The 19,419-nt window shown below is 73.4% G+C and carries 15 protein-coding genes; 5 read left to right on the forward strand and 10 right to left on the reverse strand.

Features of this window, described 5'->3' with window-relative positions; translation table 11 throughout:
- Positions 1 to 117: 117 nt before the first annotated feature.
- From ACZ4XJ_RS28785 to ACZ4XJ_RS28795, 3 genes are all read left to right on the forward strand, one after another.
- Positions 118 to 1,896, forward strand: coding sequence for a dolichyl-phosphate-mannose--protein mannosyltransferase (locus ACZ4XJ_RS28785; protein WP_468497906.1), 1,779 nt, complete (start codon positions 118 to 120; stop codon positions 1,894 to 1,896).
- 210 nt (positions 1,897 to 2,106) lie between these two features.
- Complete coding sequence (locus ACZ4XJ_RS28790; protein WP_468497907.1) at positions 2,107 to 3,747, forward strand: penicillin-binding transpeptidase domain-containing protein; 1,641 nt, start codon at positions 2,107 to 2,109, stop codon at positions 3,745 to 3,747.
- 189 nt (positions 3,748 to 3,936) lie between these two features.
- A complete protein-coding gene (locus ACZ4XJ_RS28795) occupies positions 3,937 to 4,410 on the forward strand; it encodes a YbaK/EbsC family protein (RefSeq protein WP_362877681.1) in 474 nt (157 codons plus the stop codon).
- 62 nt (positions 4,411 to 4,472) lie between these two features.
- On the opposite strand, the gene ACZ4XJ_RS28800 is transcribed toward ACZ4XJ_RS28795, so the two are convergent.
- From ACZ4XJ_RS28800 to ACZ4XJ_RS28815, 4 genes are all read right to left on the reverse strand, one after another.
- On the reverse strand, positions 4,473 to 5,660 hold the full coding sequence (locus ACZ4XJ_RS28800; RefSeq protein WP_468497908.1) for a serine hydrolase domain-containing protein: 1,188 nt from the start codon (positions 5,658 to 5,660) through the stop codon (positions 4,473 to 4,475).
- A gap of 120 nt (positions 5,661 to 5,780) precedes the next feature.
- Positions 5,781 to 6,593, reverse strand: coding sequence for an energy-coupling factor ABC transporter ATP-binding protein (locus tag ACZ4XJ_RS28805; RefSeq protein ID WP_468497909.1), 813 nt, complete (start codon positions 6,591 to 6,593; stop codon positions 5,781 to 5,783).
- 139 nt (positions 6,594 to 6,732) lie between these two features.
- Positions 6,733 to 7,494, reverse strand: a complete 762-nt coding sequence (gene cbiQ, locus ACZ4XJ_RS28810; RefSeq protein ID WP_468497910.1) for a cobalt ECF transporter T component CbiQ — start codon at positions 7,492 to 7,494, stop codon at positions 6,733 to 6,735.
- A gap of 1 nt (position 7,495) precedes the next feature.
- Entirely contained in the window at positions 7,496 to 8,563 is a 1,068-nt protein-coding gene (locus tag ACZ4XJ_RS28815; RefSeq protein WP_468497911.1) for an energy-coupling factor ABC transporter permease, read from the reverse strand.
- Positions 8,564 to 8,741: 178 nt separating this feature from the next.
- Between ACZ4XJ_RS28815 and ACZ4XJ_RS28820 the strand changes: the two genes are divergently transcribed.
- Complete coding sequence (locus ACZ4XJ_RS28820; RefSeq protein ID WP_362877686.1) at positions 8,742 to 9,140, forward strand: SsgA family sporulation/cell division regulator; 399 nt, start codon at positions 8,742 to 8,744, stop codon at positions 9,138 to 9,140.
- A gap of 82 nt (positions 9,141 to 9,222) precedes the next feature.
- Here ACZ4XJ_RS28820 and ACZ4XJ_RS28825 read toward each other — a convergent pair whose 3' ends face one another.
- Together ACZ4XJ_RS28825 and ACZ4XJ_RS28830 are read right to left on the reverse strand one after the other, a co-directional pair.
- Positions 9,223 to 11,439 (reverse strand): MMPL family transporter, encoded by a 2,217-nt coding sequence (locus tag ACZ4XJ_RS28825; RefSeq protein ID WP_468497912.1) that lies wholly within the window; start codon positions 11,437 to 11,439, stop codon positions 9,223 to 9,225.
- 126 nt (positions 11,440 to 11,565) lie between these two features.
- Positions 11,566 to 12,165, reverse strand: a complete 600-nt coding sequence (locus tag ACZ4XJ_RS28830) for a TetR/AcrR family transcriptional regulator (protein ID WP_362877688.1) — start codon at positions 12,163 to 12,165, stop codon at positions 11,566 to 11,568.
- A gap of 191 nt (positions 12,166 to 12,356) precedes the next feature.
- Between ACZ4XJ_RS28830 and ACZ4XJ_RS28835 the strand changes: the two genes are divergently transcribed.
- A complete protein-coding gene (locus tag ACZ4XJ_RS28835) occupies positions 12,357 to 15,638 on the forward strand; it encodes a S41 family peptidase (RefSeq protein ID WP_362877689.1) in 3,282 nt (1,093 codons plus the stop codon).
- Between the two features lie 67 nt (positions 15,639 to 15,705).
- On the opposite strand, the gene ACZ4XJ_RS28840 is transcribed toward ACZ4XJ_RS28835, so the two are convergent.
- The 4 genes from ACZ4XJ_RS28840 to ACZ4XJ_RS28855 all read right to left on the reverse strand — a co-directional run bounded on the left by ACZ4XJ_RS28840 (position 15,706) and on the right by ACZ4XJ_RS28855 (position 19,413).
- Entirely contained in the window at positions 15,706 to 15,882 is a 177-nt protein-coding gene (locus ACZ4XJ_RS28840; RefSeq protein ID WP_362877690.1) for a hypothetical protein, read from the reverse strand.
- A 74-nt stretch (positions 15,883 to 15,956) separates the two neighbouring features.
- Positions 15,957 to 16,838 (reverse strand): SDR family oxidoreductase, encoded by an 882-nt coding sequence (locus tag ACZ4XJ_RS28845; RefSeq protein ID WP_362877691.1) that lies wholly within the window; start codon positions 16,836 to 16,838, stop codon positions 15,957 to 15,959.
- The gene (locus ACZ4XJ_RS28850; RefSeq protein WP_468497913.1) at positions 16,835 to 17,803 is read right to left on the reverse strand and encodes an alpha/beta fold hydrolase; all 969 of its coding nucleotides are present in this window, start codon (positions 17,801 to 17,803) and stop codon (positions 16,835 to 16,837) included. The genes ACZ4XJ_RS28845 and ACZ4XJ_RS28850 overlap by 4 nt, the downstream gene beginning before the upstream one ends.
- Entirely contained in the window at positions 17,800 to 19,413 is a 1,614-nt protein-coding gene (locus ACZ4XJ_RS28855; RefSeq protein WP_362877733.1) for a flavin-containing monooxygenase, read from the reverse strand. Before ACZ4XJ_RS28855 ends, ACZ4XJ_RS28850 begins: the two co-directional genes overlap by 4 nt.
- Between the last annotated feature and the right edge of the window lie 6 nt (positions 19,414 to 19,419).

Below are 19,419 nucleotides of genomic sequence, written 5' to 3' on the forward strand. Positions count from 1 at the left end.
CGGACCGGGTACCGGACCGCGAACGGTGTGCGCGGGACGGGAGTTTCGGGTGGGTTCGGGCGGAGCCGCGCCTGTGGGGGCTGGGGTGCGCACAGGGGTGTTCCCTACGATGACCCGGTGACCAGTACCGCGACGCCGCCGCCCAGCCCCGCGGGGGCCCCGCCCGAGCCGACCGGCGACCGCGACCTCGAACAGGGGTCGCCCGTCTGGCTGCGCCGACTGCGCGGCTTCGGATACGCGCCGCGCCCCGCCCAGGGCGGGGCGCGCGCGGACGTCCGTACGCGGCTCGTGCCCCCGTACGCCCGCCCGTCCGCCCAGCTGTGGACGGCGCTCGGCGTCGCGCCGTCCGCGACGCAGACCTGGCAGCGGGTCATGGCCTGGGCCGGTCCGCTGCTGGTGACGCTGGTGGCGGGGGTACTCCGGTTCACCCACCTCGGCAGCCCGAAGGCGGTGATATTCGACGAGACGTACTACGCCAAGGACGCCTGGGCCACGATCCGGCAGGGCTACGAGGCCAGTTGGCCGAAGGACATCGACAAGGCGATCCTCGCCAACCCCGACGGCGTCGCGCTGCCCACGGATCCCGGCTACGTCGTGCACCCGCCCGTCGGCAAATGGGTGATCGGCCTCGGCGAGTGGATGTTCGGCTTCGACCCGTTCGGCTGGCGGTTCATGACGGCGGTGCTCGGCACCCTGTCGGTGCTGATGCTGTGCCGGATCGGCCGCCGACTCTTCCGCTCGACCTTCCTCGGCTGCCTGGCGGGCGCCCTGCTCGCCGTGGACGGCCTGCACCTGGTGATGAGCCGCACCGCGCTCCTCGACCTGGTGCTGATGTTCTTCGTGCTGGGGGCCTTCGGCGCGCTGCTCGTCGACCGGGACCGGGCGCGGGCCCGGCTCGCGGCGGCCCTACCGGTGGACGAGGAGGGCCGCACGCGACCCGACCTCAAGATCGCCGAGACGCTGCGGCTGGGCCTGCGCCCGTACCGGATCCTGGCGGGCGTCTGCCTCGGCCTGGCGTTCGGCACCAAGTGGAACGGCCTCGTGGTGCTGGCGTTCTTCGGGGTCCTGACCGTCGTGTGGGACGCGGCCGCGCGCCGCACCGCCGGCGCGGGTTCCCCGTACGCGTCGATGCTGCGCCGCGACGCCTTGCCGGCCTTCCTGTCGACGGTCCCGGTGGCGATCGGCGTCTACCTGATGTCCTGGCTGGGCTGGATCCTCTCGCCCGACAACGGCAAGGGCGGCTACTTCCGGGACTGGGCCGCCAAGAACGACCGAGGCAGCTCGCTGTCCTTCCTGCCGGAGTGGCTGCGCAGCCTGTGGCACTACGAGACGGAGGTCTACAGGTTCCACGTCGGCCTGACCTCCGGCCACACCTACGAGTCCAATCCGTGGAGCTGGCTGGTCCTGGGTCGGCCCGTCTCCTACTTCTACGAGTCCCCCGACCCCGGCACCGACGGCTGCCCGGCGACCGAGGCGGGCAAGTGCGCCCGCGAGGTCCTGGCGCTCGGCACGCCGCTGCTGTGGTGGGTGGGCTGCTTCGCGCTGCTGTACGTGCTGTGGCGGTGGTTCTTCCGCCGCGACTGGCGGGCGGGCGCCATCGCGTGCGCGCTGGCCGCCGGGCTGCTGCCCTGGTTCAACTACCAGGAGCGGACGATCTTCTACTTCTACGCGGTGGTCTTCGTCCCGTACCTGTGCCTGGCCGTGGCCATGATGATCGGCGCCCTCCTGGGCCCGGCGGGCTCCACGGAACGCCGCCGCACGCTCGGCGCGATCGGCGCGGGCGTCCTGGTCCTGCTGATCGTCTGGAACTTCATCTACTTCTGGCCCATCTACACGGGCCAGACCCTCCCGATGGACTCCTGGCGCAACAGGATGTGGCTGGACACCTGGATCTAGCGGCGCGAACGACGGGCCCGGCACCGCGCGGTGTCGGGCCCGTCGCGTTTCCCCGACCCGGACACCCCCCCCGAGCGCGGATCCGGAGTCCCCGCGTCCACGTTCCGGTCGGGTAACAACACGTACCTCACCCGTTCGCGCAGAGTAAGGTCCGCACCAGGGGTTCTTTGAACATGTTCAGGGAACTGGGGTCACGGGGGAGGACGAAGGATGAACGGGGCGACAAAGGGCGCCATCATCGGCGGGGTGTTCCTCGCGATGATCGGCGGGGCGGGGTACGGCGCCTGGACGCTGGTGGCGGACGAGAGCGGCGGCGCCAAGGGGGCCGAGGTCGGTGGCAAGGCCGCCCCCGCGCCCAAGGGGTCCGGGCCGGTCGGGGAGAAGGACGCCGCCGCCACCGCGAAGGCCTTCCTCGCCGCGTGGGCGGCCGGCGACGACGGCGCGGCGGCCGAACTGACCAACAACGCCCAGGCCGCGCGGACGGCGGTCGGCGACTACCGCACCAAGGCCCACGTCGCCAGGACGGTGATCACCCCAGGCACCCCCAACGGCACCACCGTGCCGTTCAAGGTCGAGGCGGAGGTGACGTACGAGGGCTCGACCAAGCCCCTCGTCTACGACTCCCGGTTGACCGTCGTACGCGGCGTCAACAGCGGCAAGCCGCTCGTCGACTGGCAGGAATCGGTGGTGCACCCGCAGCTTCGGAAGGGCGAGGCGCTGCGCACCGGCACCCCGTCGAGCCCGCCGGTCAAGGCCCTCGACCGCAACGGCAAGGAGCTGACGGCCGAGCTGTACCCCTCGCTGCGCACGGTGCTGGACCAGCTCCGCAAGGCGTACGGGGAGAAGACCGGCGGCACCCCCGGCGTCGAGCTGTGGATCGAGCCGACCGCCGCGGACGCCCCCAAGCGGACCCTGTTGACCCTGGTGGAGGGCAAGCCCGGGGAGATGAGGACCGTGCTGGACGCCGAGGTGCAGGCCGCCGCGGAGAAGGCCGTGACCTCGTACGCCGAGGCCTCGGTCGTCGCGGTCAAGCCCAGCACCGGGGACATCCTGGCCGTCGCCAACCACCGCAAGGACGGATTCGACGCGGCGCTCCAGGGCCGGCGCGCGCCCGGCTCGACGATGAAGATCGTGACGGCGGCGATGCTGCTGGAGAAGGGCCTGGTGGCGGCGGACAAGCCGGCGGAGTGCGCGCCGACCGTGTCGTGGGAGGGCAAGTCCTTCCGCAACCTCAACGGCTTCAGCCTGCAGAACCAGAACTTCTCCACGAGCTTCGCCCGGTCCTGCAACACCGCCTTCATCGGCCTGATCGACCAGGTCGACGACAACGGCGCGCTGCCGCGCGAGGCGAAGGACGTCTTCGGCATCGGTCTGGACTGGAAGGCGGGCGTCGTCACCCAGGACGGGTCCGTCCCGGTGACCTCGGGCCCCGCGGCCGCCGCCGAGTACATCGGCCAGGGCACGATCCAGATGAACCCGTTGAACCTCGCCTCGATCACCGCCACCGCCCGGACCGGGGTGTTCCGTCAGCCGGTGGTCGTCAAGGCCTCGCTGGACGGGCGCACCCTGGCCACGGCCTCGCGGCCGCTCCAGCCGGGCGTATCGGCGCAGTTGGTCAGGATGATGAAGCAGACGGCCGCCCCCGGCGGCACCGCGGCCGCGGCGATGGCCTCGGTCCCCGGCTCCGACAAGGGCGCGAAGACCGGTTCGGCGGAGGTCGACGGCGCGAGCAGCCCGGACAGCTGGTTCACGGGCTTCAGCGGCGACCTGGCCGCCGCCGCGATGGTCGAGGGCGGCGGCCACGGCGGCGACTCGGCGGGCCGGATCGTCGCCGGGGTCCTCACCTCCTGACGGCTGCCCCTTCGAACGCCCGTCCCGGCCCCCGGGTGCGCAGCCCGCGCCGACGCTCCCTCGTGCGCGTACGTCGGCGCGGGCGGGGGCCCGGGGGCCGTACCCGGGGCCCGCGAAACCCGAGCGCCCGTCCGGTCCACGGGGCGAAACGCGCTCGCCCCGGCTGCCAGTGGCGGCTAGCGTCCCCGCATGACGACGACGCATCCCCTCTTCGCCGAGGCCCTGGCCCGGCTGGGCCTCGACCTTCCCGTCCGGACCTTCCCCGAGGGGACCCGGACCGCGGCCGATGCCGCCGCCGCGATCGGCTGCGAGCTCGGCCAGATCGTGAAGTCGCTGATCTTCGCCGCCGACGGGGTCCCGGTTCTGGTGCTGATGGACGGCTCCTCGCGGGTCGACATGGAGGCCGTACGGCGGGAGCTGGGCGCGGGGAAGGTGACGCGGGCGAACGCGGCGCTGGTCCGGGAGACCACCGGCTACGCGATCGGCGGCGTCCCGCCCTTCGGCCACCGCACCCGGACCCGGGTGTTGGCGGACCCCGGCCTGCTGGACCACGAGGTGGTGTGGGCGGCCGCCGGCACCCCGCACTCGGTGTTCCCGATGGCCCCGAAGGAGCTCGTCGAGCAGGCCGGGGCCACCGTGGCCGACGTACGCGAACGGGACTGACGAGGCCCCCGGGCGCCCGCCCGACCCGACCCCCGCCCGGCCCGGCCCGGCCCGGCCCGGCCCTACAGGCTTGCCCCCACCGCCCGTACGAGGGCCTGCGCGCGCGGGTCGGCGGTGACGGACTTGGCGAGGCCGTTGGTGACGTAGCCGAAGCCGATGCCCGCCTCCGGGTCCGCGAACGCCAACGATCCGCCCCGCCCGGGGTGCCCGAAGGACGCCGGGGACAGCAGCGGTGACGCCGGGCCGTGCAGCATGTAGCCGGGGCCGAAGCGGGTGTTGACGACCAGGACCCGGTCCGCCCCGGCGGAGAGCTCCGTCCCGGCGAGCGCGGTGGTCGCGGGGTCGAAGAGACGGGCGCCGTCCTCGGTGTCGCCGATCAGCGCCGCGTAGAAGCCGGCCAGCGCCCGGGCGGTGCCGATGCCGGCGGAGGCCGGCAGCTCCGCCGCCCGGTAGGCGGGGGCGTTCTCGTCGGGCAGCGGGTCGATCGCGGCGAAGGCGCGCCGGGTGAGGGAGTGCGGGTCGGCCCAGGCTTCGGAAACGTTCCTGCGCGGGCGGACCTTCAGCGCGCCCGCACGCTCCGGCGGGTCCACGGGGGCCACGCGACCCACCCGGCCCGCCTCCGCGTCCGGCAGGCCGATCCAGAAGTCCAGCCCCAGCGGCCCGGTGACCTGCTCCGCGAGCCAGCTCCCCAGGGAGACGCCGGTGACGCGCAGCACCAGCTCCGACAGCAGCCAGCTGTAGGTCTGGGCGTGGTACCCGTGCGCGGTGCCGGGCTCCCACAGGGCGGCCTGCGCGGCGACGGCGCGCGGCCCGGACACCCCGTCGACCGCTTCCGCCGGGCTCAGACCCCGCTCCAGCGCCGGTACGCCCGCGCGGTGGGCGAGCAGGTCGCGGACCCGTACGTGTTCCTTGCCGCCCGCCTTGAACTCCGGCCAGTACGCCCCGACCGGCGCCTCCAGGTCCAGCAGGCCCCGCTGGTGCAGCAGCAGCGGCACGGCCGCCGCGACGCCCTTGGTGGCGGAGCGGACCACCTGGGCGGTACCGGCCCGCCACGCCCCGGAGCCCCCGCCGGCCGTGCCTTCGGCGGCCGGCCCGTCGGCGTCCCGGGAGCCGGCCCACAGGTCGACGACCCGTCGTCCGTCCCGGTACACGGCGACGGCCGCGCCGCGGTCGCCCCGGGCCTCGAAGTTTCGTACGAACGCTTCCCGGACGGCCTCGAAGCCCTCCGTCACCGTCCCCTGGACCTCCACGGCCGACTCCTCGCGTGCTGCTCGCCTGCTCCGTCGGCCCCCGTGCGGGGCCGCCCACCAGGATGCAACGCCGCCCGGCCGGTCCTGCTTCCCGTCCGGGCCGGGGGCGGGGGCCGGGGCTCAGCGGGGTCGGCGGCCCGGGGCGGCGGTGGCGCGGGGGTCGAAGCCGAAGGGGAGTTCCAGGCGGTGCGCGCCCATCAGTTCCTCGTCGCAGAGCAGGTCGCGGGTCGGGCCGTCCGCCGCGATGACGCCCTCGCTGAGGATGACCGCGCGGGGGCACAGCTCCAGGGCGTAGGGCAGGTCGTGGGTGACCATCAGGACGGTGACGTCCAGGGAGCGCAGGATGTCGGCCAGTTCGCGGCGGGAGGCCGGGTCGAGGTTGGAGGAGGGCTCGTCGAGGACGAGGATCTCCGGGCGCATGGCCAGGACGGTCGCCACCGCCACCCGGCGGCGCTGGCCGAAGGACAGGTGGTGCGGCGGCCGGTCGGCGAAGGCCGCCATGCCGACCTGTTCCAGGGCCTCGCGGACCCGGGCCTCCAGCTCGGCGCCGCGCATCCCGGCGGCGGCGGGGCCGAAGGCGACGTCCTCGCGGACGGTCGGCATGAACAGTTGGTCGTCGGGGTCCTGGAAGACGATCCCGACGCGGCGGCGGATCTCGGCGAGGTGCCGCTTCTCGACGGGCAGTCCGGCCACGGTCACCGTGCCGACGCCGCCGCCGAGGATGCCGTTGAGGTGCAGGACCAGGGTGGTCTTGCCCGCGCCGTTGGGCCCGAGCAGGGCGACCCGCTCGCCGTGGCCGACGGTGAGGTCGACCCCGAAGAGGGCCTGGTGCCCGTCCGGGTAGGCGTACGCCACACCGGACACCTCCAGGGAGGGCACGGCCGCGGGCGAGGAGGGGGCGGAGGAAGCGGAAGCAGCGGTCACGGTGTCCATCCCATCAGAGCGGTCGGGGTACCCGTCGCACGGGACGGGCTGACGGCATCGGCCCCGCAGCAGGAGGTCACGGCGCCCACCCCGGCCGGCGGGACGACGACGCCGACGCCCACGCCCACCCCGACCCTGCCCCGCGCCGTCACAGCGTCCACCCCAGCAGGCACACCGTGAGGGCCGCCGCCGGGAGCACCGCCGCGTACGCCCACTGGGCGCGGGTGGCCGACACGTCGTCGATCACCGGCATGGAGCCGGTGTAGCCGCGGCTGACCATCGCGAGGTAGACGCGTTCGCCGCGTTCGTAGGAGCGGATGAACAGGGCGCCCGCGGTCTTGGCGAGGACGCCCCAGTGCCGGATGCCGCGGGCCTCGAAGCCGCGGGAGCGGCGGGCGATGGACATGCGCCGCAGCTCGCCGGTGATGACGTCGCCGTAGCGGATCATGAAGGAGGCGATCTGGACGAGCAGCGGCGGCAGCTTCAGGCGTTGCAGGCCCAGCAGCAGGGACCGCAGTTCGGTGGTGGACGCGAGGATGACGGAGGCGGCGACGCCGAGGGTGCCCTTGGCGAGTACGTTCCAGGCCCCCCAGAGTCCGGAGACGCTCAGCGACATGCCGAGCACCTCCACCCGCTCGCCCTCGGCCACGAAGGGCATGAGGACGGCGAAGGCCACGAACGGCACCTCGATCAGCAGCCGGCGCAGCAGGAATCCGGCCGGGATCCGGGCCGCCGCCGCGACGGCGGCGACCAGGACGGCGTACGCGCCGAAGGCCCACATCGCCTCGCGCGGCGTCGAGACGACGACGACCACGAAGGCGAAGACCGCGGCGATCTTGCAGTGCGGCGGCAGCGCGTGGACGGGCGAGTGCCCGTGCCGGTAGAGCTTGTGCGCGTGCCCGGCTCCCATGTCAGCGGGCCGACGGGGCCGACGGCGCTGCCGTGGACGTGGCGGTCAGGTCCTCGGCGCGGCGGCGACGCACGCTCCAGAAGATCCCGGTGCCGACGACGACGGTGACGCCGACGCCGATGACCCCGGCGAGGCCGCCGGACAGGCGGGCGTCCTCGACGTCCTTGACGCCGTAGTCGGCGAGCGGGGAGTCCGCGGCGGCGTGGTCCTCGACCTTGGCGTCGATGCCCTTGTCGGCGGCGACCTTCTCCAGTCCGTCCGGGTCGGCCGAGGCGTAGAAGGAGACGACACCGGCCAGGACGAGGGCGGTGGCCAGCCCGGTCAGCCACACCGCGCGGGTGGAGCGGGCGGCGACGGGCGCGGCGGGCGCGGGCGCCGGGGCGTCGACGAGTTCGCCGTTGACGCGCAGCTTCAGCGGGGTGCTCACGCCGCTCGCGGCATGGACGAGGTCGGGCCGGACGGCGAGGACGGCTCCGACGGTCGCGGCGGTGATCAGGGCCTCGCCGATGCCGATGAGGACGTGCACGCCGACCATCGCGGTGAACACCTTGGCGATCGGGACGTCGGTGGTCCCGCCGAGGGCGTACAGGGCGGTGAAGGCGGCCGCGGCGGCCGGTACGGAGAGCAGGGCCCCGCAGAAGGCGGCCACGGTGACGGACCGGCGGGTGGCCGGCAGCGCCTTGAGCAGGCCGCGGAAGACGGCGTACGCGACGACGACGGTGACGCCGCCCATGACGGTGATGTTGACGCCGAGGGCGGTCAGGCCCCCGTCGGCGAACAGGATGCCCTGCATCAGCAGGACGACGGAGACGCACAGCACGCCGGTGTACGGGCCGACGAGTATCGCGGCGAGCGCTCCGCCGAGGAGGTGGCCGCTGGTGCCCGCGGCGACGGGGAAGTTCAGCATCTGCACGGCGAAGATGAAGGCGGCGACGAGGCCCGCCAGCGGGGCGGTGCGTTCGTCCAGTTCGCGGCGGGCGCCGCGGAGGCTGACGGCGACGGCGGCCGCGGCCACCACTCCGGCGGCCACCGACACGGGTGCGTTGATGAATCCGTCGGGCACATGCATGGAGTGGCTCCGCTTCCTGTTTACCTCACAAAATCTTTAACCGTTCAAGAATAGTGCCCAGTTGCAAATCGTTGGCAAGAGCGGTCACGTCACAAATGGTGGCGCGCGGTTTCGTTGGAATGTGCGAGTCTGGACGGACAAACGGACGCAAATGTTCCGATTTCGAGGAGCCCTGTCGATGTCAGCCACCGCGGAGAATCCAGCAGCGACCGCAGACACGACCGCCGTCGAGGAGCGGGTGCGCGCCCGCGTGATCACCGACGACCCCCTCTACCGGACGATCCCGGTCGCGCTGCGCTTCGCCCCCGACGAACCGCTGGCCGTACGGATCGTCTTCCCCGCCGAGCTGTCCCCCGAGGGCACCGACAACGAGTGGGTCTTCCCCCGCGCCCTGCTGGAGGCGGGCCTGAGCTCCCCGACCGGCACCGGGGACGTCCGCGTCTGGCCGTGCGGCCGGGTGCAGGCGGTCGTGGAGTTCCACTCCCCCGACGGGGTCGCCGTCGTCCAGTTCGACATCGCCGCGCTGCGCCGTTTCCTGCGCCGTACGTACGCCCCCGCCGCCCCCGCCACCCGTTAGGCGCAGCGGCCGGGTACGAAAAAGGCCCCGGCCCCGCACCCTCGAAGGGGTGCGGGGCCGGGGCGACGCGCGGGCGCGGGTGTCAGGCGTTGACCAGCTCGCGGTCCTTGTCCGGGCCGTCCGCGGGGCCGGAGTCCTCGCCGAGGTGCTTGCGCAGGCTCTCGCCCTCGACGTCGACGTTCGGCAGGATCCGGTCGAGCCACTTCGGCAGCCACCAGGCCTTGCGCCCGAGGAGCGCGAGCACCGCCGGGACGATGGCCATGCGGACCACGAAGGCGTCGAAGAGGACGGCGATGGCCAGGCCGAAGCCGATCATCTTGACCATCTGGTCGCTGGCCCCGAGGAAGCCGGCGAACACCGCGATCATGATGACGGCGGCGGCCACGACCACGCGGGCGCTGTACCGGAAGCCGGTGACGACGGCCTGGCCCGGGCGTTCGCCGTGGACGTACGCCTCCCGCATGCGGGTGACCAGGAAGACCTCGTAGTCCATGGCCAGGCCGAAGACCACGCCCACCATGAAGATCGGCATCATCGACATGATCGGACCGGTCTGCTCCACCCCGAAGACCGAGGCGAGCCAGCCCCACTGGAACACCGCGACGACGGCGCCGAGGGCCGCGACGACCGACAGCAGGAAGCCGAGGGCCGCCTTGAGCGGAACCAGGATCGAGCGGAAGACGAGCATCAGCAGCAGGAAGGCGAGACCGACCACGAGCGCCAGGTAGGGCAGCAGCGCGTCGTTCATCTTCTGCGAGAAGTCGATGTTCATCGCGGTCTGACCGCTGACGAGCACGTCGTCCCCGCTGCCGTCGCGGATGTCGCGGACCAGTTCCTCGGTGGCGTGCGAGGAGGGCCGGTCCTTGGGGATGACGCTGACGATCGCCGCGTCCTTGGCCTCGTTCTGCATCGGCGGGGCCACTGCGGCCACGCCCGGCAGTCCCTTGATCCGCTCGGCGGTGCTGTCGGCGAGCGCCTTGTCGCCGTCGACGACGACCATCAGGGGGCCGTTGAAGCCGGGGCCGAAGCCGTCGGACATCAGGTCGTACGCCTTGCGCTGCGTGGTGGACACCGGCTGCGCGCCGTCGTCCGGCAGGCCCATCTCCAGCTTGCTCGCCGGGATGGCGATGATGCCGAGGCCGATGACGCCGGCGAGCAGCACCATGACGGGGCGGCGGAGCACGAAGCGGGCCCAGCGGGTGCCGCCGTTGGGCTTGGGCTTGGCGTCGGTGTCGGCGGGGTTCTTGGCCCTGCCCTTGCCGAACAGCTTGCTCTTCTCGCCGGCGGGCAGCACCCTCTTGCCCGCGATGCCGAGGATCGCCGGGACGAGCGTGAGGGCGACGAGCACCGCGATGACCACCGTGCCGGCGGCGGCGACGCCCATCTTGGTCAGCATCGGGATGTTGACGACGGCCAGGCCCACCAAGGCGATGACCACGGTCAGACCGGCGAAGACGACGGCGGAACCAGCGGTTCCGGCGGCGCGGCCGGCGGCTTCGTCCCGTGCGCGGCCCTCGGCGAGCTCCGCGCGGTAGCGGGAGACGATGAAGAGGGCGTAGTCGATGCCGACCGCGAGGCCGATCATCATCGCGAGGGTGGAGGTGGTGGAGCCGAGGTCCAGCACGTTGGCGAGCGCGGTGATGGAGGAGACGCCGATGCCCACGCCGATCAGCGCGGTCAGCAGCGGCAGGCCGGCCGCGATCAGCGAGCCGAAGGTGATGACGAGGACGATCGCGGCGACCAGGATGCCGATGATCTCGCCGGAGCCCGTCTCGGGCGCCACCATCAGGGCGTCGCCGCCGATCTCGACGCCGAGACCCTGCGCCCGGGCGTCCTGGCCGGACTCCTTGAGCGCGTCGCGGGTGGCGTCCTCCAGCTCCATCCCGCTGACCTTGTACTTCACGCTGACGTAGGCGGTGGAGCCGTCCTGGCTCACCGCCTGCGTCGTGTACGGGTCGTCGACGGAGGCGACCTCGGCGGCGCCGGGGCCGGTCTTCAGGCCGGTGATGACCTTCTCGACCTCGGTCTTGATGTTCTGGTCGGTGACCTTGGCACCTTCGGGCGCCTTGATGACGATCCGGGCCGTGGCGCCGTCGGCGGCCATGCCCGGGAACTTCTTGTCCAGCAGGTCGAAGGCCCGCTGGGCCTCGGTGCCGGGTATCGAGAACGAGCCGGAGGTGGGCGCGGAGGCCGTCGCGGCGCCGAGGACGGCGGCGAACAGCAGCGCCACCCAGGCGAGGACGACGAGGCGGCGGCGCCGGAAGGCGCCGCGGCCGAGCCGGTAGAGGAAGGTGGCCACGAGGGTGGTTCTCCCGTTCAGGTCGTGGGATGGATCCGGGACGGATCAGGGCGTGGAAAGCCGGCCCGACGACGAGAGCGGCGTGTCAGGAGCAGCGGGCGGTGCGGAACGCTGGTGGGGAGGGAGTCAGACGCCGAGGGCGGGGAAGACCACGGCGTCGATGAATTCGCCGAGAAAGGCCCGGTCGACGGACCGGTCCTCGATCAGCGGGAGCGCGATGAACGCTCCGATGAGCATGTGCGGCACGAAATCCAGGGCCGGACAGTCCGACCGGATCTCACCCCGGTCCACGGAGCGCCGCAGCATCTGCTGGAGCCCGTTGATCTCCGGGTCGACCAGTAGGTCCCGCAGCGCCTTGTGGAGCTCCGGGCTCTCGTGGACCGCATGGGCCAGACCCCGCATCAGCGCGGTGTCCTTGGCCATCTGCGCGTCATCGGAGTGCGCCACCATCAGCGCGAAGTCCCCCCGCAGCGTCCCCGTGTCGATCTCCCCGAGGGAGACCGGCTGGGTACATCGCAGGGCCTTGGCGACCAGCTCCGGCTTGCTCCCCCACTGGCGGTAGAGGGTGGCCTTGCTGGACTTCGTACGGGCGGCGACCGCGTCCATGGTCAACGCGTCGTAGCCGACCTCGCGCAGGAGGTCCAGGACCGCCTCGTGGAGTTCGGCCTGCCGCTCGGGGGTGATCCGGGTACGCCGTGCCGACGTCTCCGACGCCTCTTCGGTCATCTCCGTGCCCCCTGCCCGAGCGAAACTGTTCCGTACCGTTAAGACGATACCTCCACCCTCAAGGGAACGAAACCGTTCCGTTTCGTTGGGGGGAGTGGCGTCGGTCACCCGACCGGCGAACGCCCCGAATCCCTCGAAGGGGATCACCTGTACGAGTTGCCGCGGCCCCCCGTCGCGGAAAGCATTGGGGGGTGAGTCACGACGTCGCGTACCTCCGGTTCCCGCACCTGCACGACGACCTGCTGTGCTTCGCCTCCGAGGACGACCTCTGGGTCGCCCCCCTCGCCCCCGAAGGAGCCAGCCCCGGCCGGGCCTGGCGGATCACCGTCGACCGGACCCGGGTCAGCCACCCGCGGTTCTCCCCCGACGGCCGACACATCGCCTTCACCACCTGGCGCAGCCTCGACCCAGAGATCCACCTCGTCCCCGTGGACGGCGGGCCGGCCCGGCAGCTGAGCCACTGGGGCGCCACCGACACGCGCGTCTGCGGCTGGACCCCGCCCGATGAGGACGGCCGCAGCGACATCCTGGCGGTGTCCTCGCACGGCCAACCGTTCTCCTACTTCGCCTGGGCCTACAGCCTGCCCACCGACGGCAGCCCCGGCGGCCGCCTCCCCTGGGGGCCCGTCTCCGACCTACAGGTCCAGGAGGGGCCGGACGGCGAGCGGCGCAGCCTGCTGCTGACCGGCAAGCCGCCGCACGAGCCCGCCGCCTGGAAGCGTTACCGCGGCGGCGCCACCGGCCGGCTGTGGCTGCACGGCAAACGGCTGCTGGAGGACATCGAGGGGCACCTCGACTCCCCCGTGTTCGTCGACGGCCGGATCGCCTTCCTCTCCGACCACGAGGGCATCGGCAACCTCTACTCCTGCCTGCCGGACGGCACCGACCTGCGCCGGCACACCGATCACGACGAGTTCTACGCCCGGCACGCCTCCAGCGACGGCTCCCGGGTCGTCTACCAGTGCGGCGGCGACATCTGGCTCGTCGACTCCCTCGCCCCGGGCGCCTCCCCGCGCAAGCTCCGGGTCCGCCTCGGCGGGCCGCGCGCGGGGCGCCGTCCGTACCAGGTGCCGGCCGCCAGCCATGTCGACTCGCTGTCCGTCGACGCCACCGGCCGGGCCAGCGCCGTCGTCGTACGCGGCAGCCTCTACTGGCTGACCCACCGCGACGGGCCCGCCCGCACCATCGCCGACACCCCGGGCGTGCGGGTCCGGCTGCCCGAGATGCTCGGCAGCGGCGGCCAGGTCGCCTACGTCACCGACGCCGAGGGCGAGGACGCGATCGAGATCGCCTACCTCCCCCGCGCCTCCGGCGAACGCGAACCCCGACGGCTGGCCTCGGGCGCGGTGGGCCGCGTCCTGGAGCTGCTGTCCGATCCCGACGGGGAACGCCTCGCGATCGCCTCCAACGACGGCCGGTTGCTGCTCCTCGACGCGACGGAGGAGTCCAACGGCGAGGTCACCGAGCTGGTCCGGTCGATCAACGGGCCCGTCACCGACCTGGCCTTCTCCCCCGACGGCTGTTGGCTGACCTGGTCGCACCCCGGCATCGGGCGCTCACTGCGGCAGATCAGGATGGCGAAGATCGCCGGCCCCGGCCCGCACACCGTCGTCGACGTCACCAACGGCCGCTTCGAGGACGAGAACCCGGTCTTCACCCGCGACGGCCGCTACCTCGCCTTCCTGTCCTGGCGCGGCTTCGACCCCGTCTACGACGTGCACACCGGCGACCTCTCCTTCCCGCTGGGCTGCCGCCCGTACCTGGTGCCGCTGTCCTCCGCGACGAACTCCCCCTTCGCGTTCTCCCCCGACGGACGCCCGGCGGCCGGCGGACTCGACCCGGCCGAGGGGGACTCGGAGTCCGGCGACGGCGCGGTGACCGTGGAGGTCGAGGGGCTGGAGAGCCGGGTCACCCCCTTCCCGGTGTCCGCGTCGAAGTACTCGGCCCTGTACCCCGTCAGCGGCGGCGGGCTGGTGTGGCTGCGCTGGCCCATCTCCGGCGCGCTCGGCGAGACCTTCGCCAACCCGGCCGACACCAGCGGCAAGCCGACGCTGGAGCACTTCGACATGACCAAGGCCCGCAAGGCCGAACTGGCCACCGGACTGGACTGGTTCGCCGTCAGCGGCGACGGCACCCGCCTCGTCGTCAACGACGACGGCGACCTGCGCGCGGTCCCCTCGACGGAGTCCGGCGACGGGGACTCGACGGTCTACCTGGACCTGCGGCGCATCCTGCACGAGGTGGACCCGGCGGCCGAATGGCGCCAGGCCTTCGAGGAGGCGGGCCGACTGATCCGCGCCTACTTCTGGGACCCGGGCATGTGCGGGATCGACTGGGACGCGGTGCTTCGCCAGTACCGCCCGCTGGTCGAACGGGTCGCCTCCCCCGACGAGTTCGCCGACCTGATGCGCGAGGTCCTCGGCGAACTCGGCACCTCGCACGCCTACGTCTCCCCCGCCCGCCGCAACGAGGGCCCGCCGCACTACCAGCGGGCCATCGGGCTGCTCGGCGCCAACTTCGTGCCCCGGGACGGCGCCTGGATGCTCGCCCGGATCCTGCCCGGCGAATCCTCCGACTCCAAGGCCCGCTCCCCCCTCGCCGGCACCGGCATCCGCGAGGGCGCCGTGCTCACCCACGTCGACGGCCGCCCCGTCGACCCGGTCACCGGCCCCTACCCGCTGCTCGCGGCGGCCGGCGGCACCACCGTCGAGCTCACCTTCGAGCCGGCCGAGGGGTCCGGCCGGGCCCGACGGGTGGCCGTCGTACCGCTCGTCGACGACCGGCCGCTGCGCTACCAGGACTGGGTGTCCAAGCGGCGGGCCGTGGTCCGCGAGGTCAGCGGCGGGCGCTGCGGCTACCTGCACATCCCCGACATGGGCGGCTCCGGCTGGGCGCAGTTCAACCGGGACCTGCGGATGGAGATGTCCCGGCCCGCCCTGATCGTCGACGTGCGCGGCAACGCGGGCGGACACATCAGCGAGCTGGTCGTGGAGAAGCTGACCCGCTCGATCCTCGGCTGGGACCTGACCCGGGACGCCCAGCCGGTCTCGTACGCCTCCAACGCCCCCCGCGGCCCGATCGTGGCCCTGGCCGACGAGGCGACCTCCTCCGACGGGGACATGATCACCGCCGCGTTCAAACTGCTGGGCCTGGGACCGGTGGTGGGCCAGCGCACCTGGGGCGGGGTCGTCGGCATGACCGGCCGGCACACCCTGGGCGACGGGACGGTGATCACGGTGCCGATGAACGCCGCCTGGTTCCCGGAGTACGGCTGGTCGGTGGAGAACCACGGCGTCGAGCCCGACCTCTCGATCCTGCGGACCCCGCTGGACTGGGCGGAGGGCCGGCACGCCCAGCTCGACGACGCCGTCCACCTGGCGCTGGAGCTACTGGAACAGGACCCGGCGGCCGTACCGCCCGGCTACACGGACGTCCCGGACCGGCGCCGCCCGAAGCTGCCGCCGCGGGAGTAGGCGGGCCGGCACGCGAAACGGGCGCGGCCCGCGTGGTGCGGACCGCGCCCCTCGGTGTCGGGACGCGCTACCTGTCGAGCGCGTCGTCCAGTGCGTCACGGACCTGGCCGGTCGGTGACCCCGCCTCCCGCGCCGGGGCCGGGGCCCGGCCGGCCTCCGCCTCGGCGCCCTGCGCGGCGGCCCGCGCCTCGGCCTGCTCCGCGAGCCGTCTCGCCTTGTCCTGGAACTGGTCCCTCAGACCCATGCTGTTCCCTCCTGGAAAGGGTGGGGCGTGATGCCGACCAGCCTGGCACGAGGGGACGTTCCTCGCATTCCGGTCTATCCGTGGTAGGTGCGTTCCTTCTCGTCGGCCGCCCCGCCGGCGCCGACGAGTCCCGTGGAGACGCCGGACAGCCGCGGCTCGAACCGCCGCATCTCGCGCTGCCCGACCGCCGCGATGATCCCCGGCAGGTAGCCGCGCGTGCCCTGCATGCCGCGCAGCCACCACTGCGCGTAGACGTGCGCCGAGCGCCGCTCGATGCCCGCCACGATCCGGTCGACGGCCGGTCCGAGCGGGTACGTGCGGTTCGCCGGCCACGGCAGGCTGCGGCGCAGGTCGCGCATGACCTCGTCCTGGTCGGCCCCGCGCACCATGTCGGTGTCGGTCCAGGACAGGTAGCCGACGCCGACCTTGACGCCCTTGTGGCCGACCTCGGCGCGCAGGCAGTGCGCGAAGGCCTCGACGCCGGACTTGGAGGCGCAGTACGCCGTCATCATCGGGGCCGGGGTGATCGCGGCGAGCGAGGCGATCTGGAGGAAGTAGCCGCGGCTCTCGGTGAGGACGGGCAGGAAGGCGCGGGCGGTGACGGCCCCGCCGATGAGGTTGACCTCGATCACGCGGCGCCAGGCCACCGGGTCGGAGTCGACGAACGGCCCGCCGGCGGCGACGCCGGCGTTGGCGACGACGAGGTCCACCTTGCCGAAGCGTTCCTTGACCTCCCGCGCGACCCGCGCCATCGCCTCGTGGTCGGTGACGTCGGCGTGCCAGTGGGCGCTGTCGGTGTGGAGGCGCTCGGAGACCTCCTTGAGGGCCTCCGGCTCCAGGCCCACCAGGGCGACCTTGGCGCCGCGCGCGGAGAGCTTGCGGGCGAGCAGCTCGCCCACCCCGCGGGCGGCTCCGGTGACGACGGCGACCTGTCCTTCGAGACTGCTGCGGCTCACGGCGTCTTCTCCTTCTCGGCCTCTGCGGCCGCGGCGGTTCCCGCGGCCGGGGCGGCCTGTCGTGCGGGCAGGTGGCGGGCGGTGAGTTCGCGCAGGGCGGCCGAGACGGCCTCCGGCGCCTCGATGGGCGTCATGTGGCCCGCCCCGGTGAGTTCGGTCAGGCCCACGCAGTTCGGCAGCGCGGCGGCCAGCGCCCGGGCGTGCCGGATCGGGGTGAGCCGGTCGGCCGTGCCGCCGATCACGGCGGTGGGGACGGTCAGCCGGGCCAGTTCGGCGTCCAGGTCGAGGGCGGCCAGCACCCGCGACCAGGCGTGCCGTACCCCGCTGGGGCAGCCGTGCACGATGCGGGCGCAGGCCTCCACCCGGTCCGGCGCCGATCCGGGGCCCATCGTCGCGTACTTGAGCAGGGCGCGGGCCACCGGCGTGACGGGCCCGAGGGGGGCGCGCGCGCCGAGCACCCCCCGGGTCGCGCGGGTCCGCAACGGTCCGGCGCGCAGCGGCAGTACGGTCGACTCCGCGACCAGCCCGGAGCTGCCGGTGCTGCACAGCAGGACGGCCGCGACGTGCTCGGTGAACGCGGGCCGGCCGGCTGCGGCCATGACGGTCATGCCGCCCATGGAGTGCCCGGCGACGACGGCCCGTTCGCCGGGGGCGAGGGTGGCCCCCAGTACCGCGGCGAGGTCGTCGGCGAGGGAGTCGGTGCCGTAGGCGCGGGCCGCGGGGCTGCGGCCGTGGCCGCGCTGGTCGTAGGCGATGACGCGGTGGTCCTTCGCCAGGTCGCGCACCTGCGCCGCCCAGAAGGCGGTGGAGCAGGTCCAGCCGTGCGCCAGGACCACGGCCGGGGCGCCCTCGGCTCCGTGCACCTCGGCGTGCAGGCGGGCCCCGTCGGCGGAGGTCACGGCCACCACCCGGGCCGGTACGGGGGGCGCCCAGCGCCCGGTGGTGACGTACGCGGGCCGGCTCACGCCGCCCCCTCCTCGGCGGCGGCCGGGGCGGGTTCCGCGGCGGCCTTCGCGCCCCGGCGCGGCTCGGCCGCTCCCACGGGGGCGGCTGCGGGGGCGGCGACGGCGACGGCGACCGCCGGGACCCGCTCGCGGTCCCGCCCCCGGATGACCTCGTACTCGGACAGGTCGACGGTCCGCGTCTCCTTGCGGAACTCGCCGGTCGTGCCCGGCCAGACGGTCGTGTTGCGGCCCTGGGCGTCCAGGTACCAGCTGGTGCAGCCGCCGGTGTTCCACACGGTCCGCTCCATGCGGGCCTGCACGTTCCGGTTCCACCTGTTCACCGCGGAGGGCCGCGCGGACAGCGCGGTGCGCCCGCCCAGCACGCCCAGCTGACGCATGTAGTCGGCCATGTAGTTCAGCTGCGACTCGATCATCAGGATCATCGAGCTGTTCCCCAGCCCGGTGTTGGGACCGATGATCGTCATCCAGTTGGGGAAGCCGGCCGCGGTCGCGCCGCGCAGCGACTGCATGCCGTCCTTCCAGGTGTCCGCGAGGGTCCGCCCCTCCGCGCCCACGACCCGGTCGGCGATCGGCATGTCCGTGACGTGGAAGCCGGTGCCGAAGATGATCGCGTCGACCTCGGTCTCGGTCCCGTCGGCCGCCACCAGCACCGAACCGCGGACCTCGGCCAGCCCGGAGGCCACCAGGTCCACGTCGGGCCGGGCCAGCGCCGGGTAGTACGCGTTGGACAGCAGGATCCGCTTGCAGCCGATCCGGTACGAGGGCGTCAGCTTGGCCCGCAGCTCCGGGTCCTTGATGGAGCGCGCCATGTTGGCCTTGGCCAGCGACTCGACCAGCCCGAGCTGGTTCGGCCGCTTGGTGAAGGCGCTGACCTGGAGCTCGCGGATCCCCCACAGCAGCCCGCGGCGCGCGGCGCGGGTGAAGGGCAGCTGACGGTGCAGCCACCGCTCGACGCCGCCGATCGCCCGGTCGGTGCGCGGCATGACCCACGGCGGGGTCCGCTGGAAGAGCGTGAGGCGCTCCACCTCGGGGGCGATGGCCGGCACGATCTGGATCGCGGAGGCTCCGGTCCCGATCATCGCGACGCGCTTGCCGCGCAGGTCGTAGTCGTGGTCCCAGCGGGCGGAGTGGAAGACCTTGCCCGGGAACTCGGCGAGCCCGGGGATCTCCGGCAGCTTCGGTTCCGAGAGCGGCCCGGTCGCGGAGACGACCACGTCGGCGGTGAGCGCGCCGGCGGAGGTCTCGATCTCCCAGCGCAGCTCCTCGGTGTCCCAGCGCATCATCTCGACCTCGTGGTTCAGTCGGATGTGGCGGCGCAGCCCGAACACGTCGGCGACGTGTTCCAGGTACTCCCGGATGGCGGGCTGCCCGGAGAAGGTCCGCGGCCAGTCGGGGTTGGGCGCGAAGGAGAAGGAGTACAGGTGCGAGGGGACGTCGCACGCGCACCCCGGATAGCTGTTGTCGCGCCAGGTGCCGCCGACGGAGTCGGCCCGTTCCAGGACGACGAAGTCCGTGATCCCCTCGCGCCGCAGCCTCACGGCCGCCCCCAGCCCGCCGAATCCGGATCCGATCACCGCCACTCGTACGTGCTCGCGTCCGTGTTCTGCCATGCCGCC

This window comes from Streptomyces sp. NPDC029836 (genome assembly GCF_055574495.1).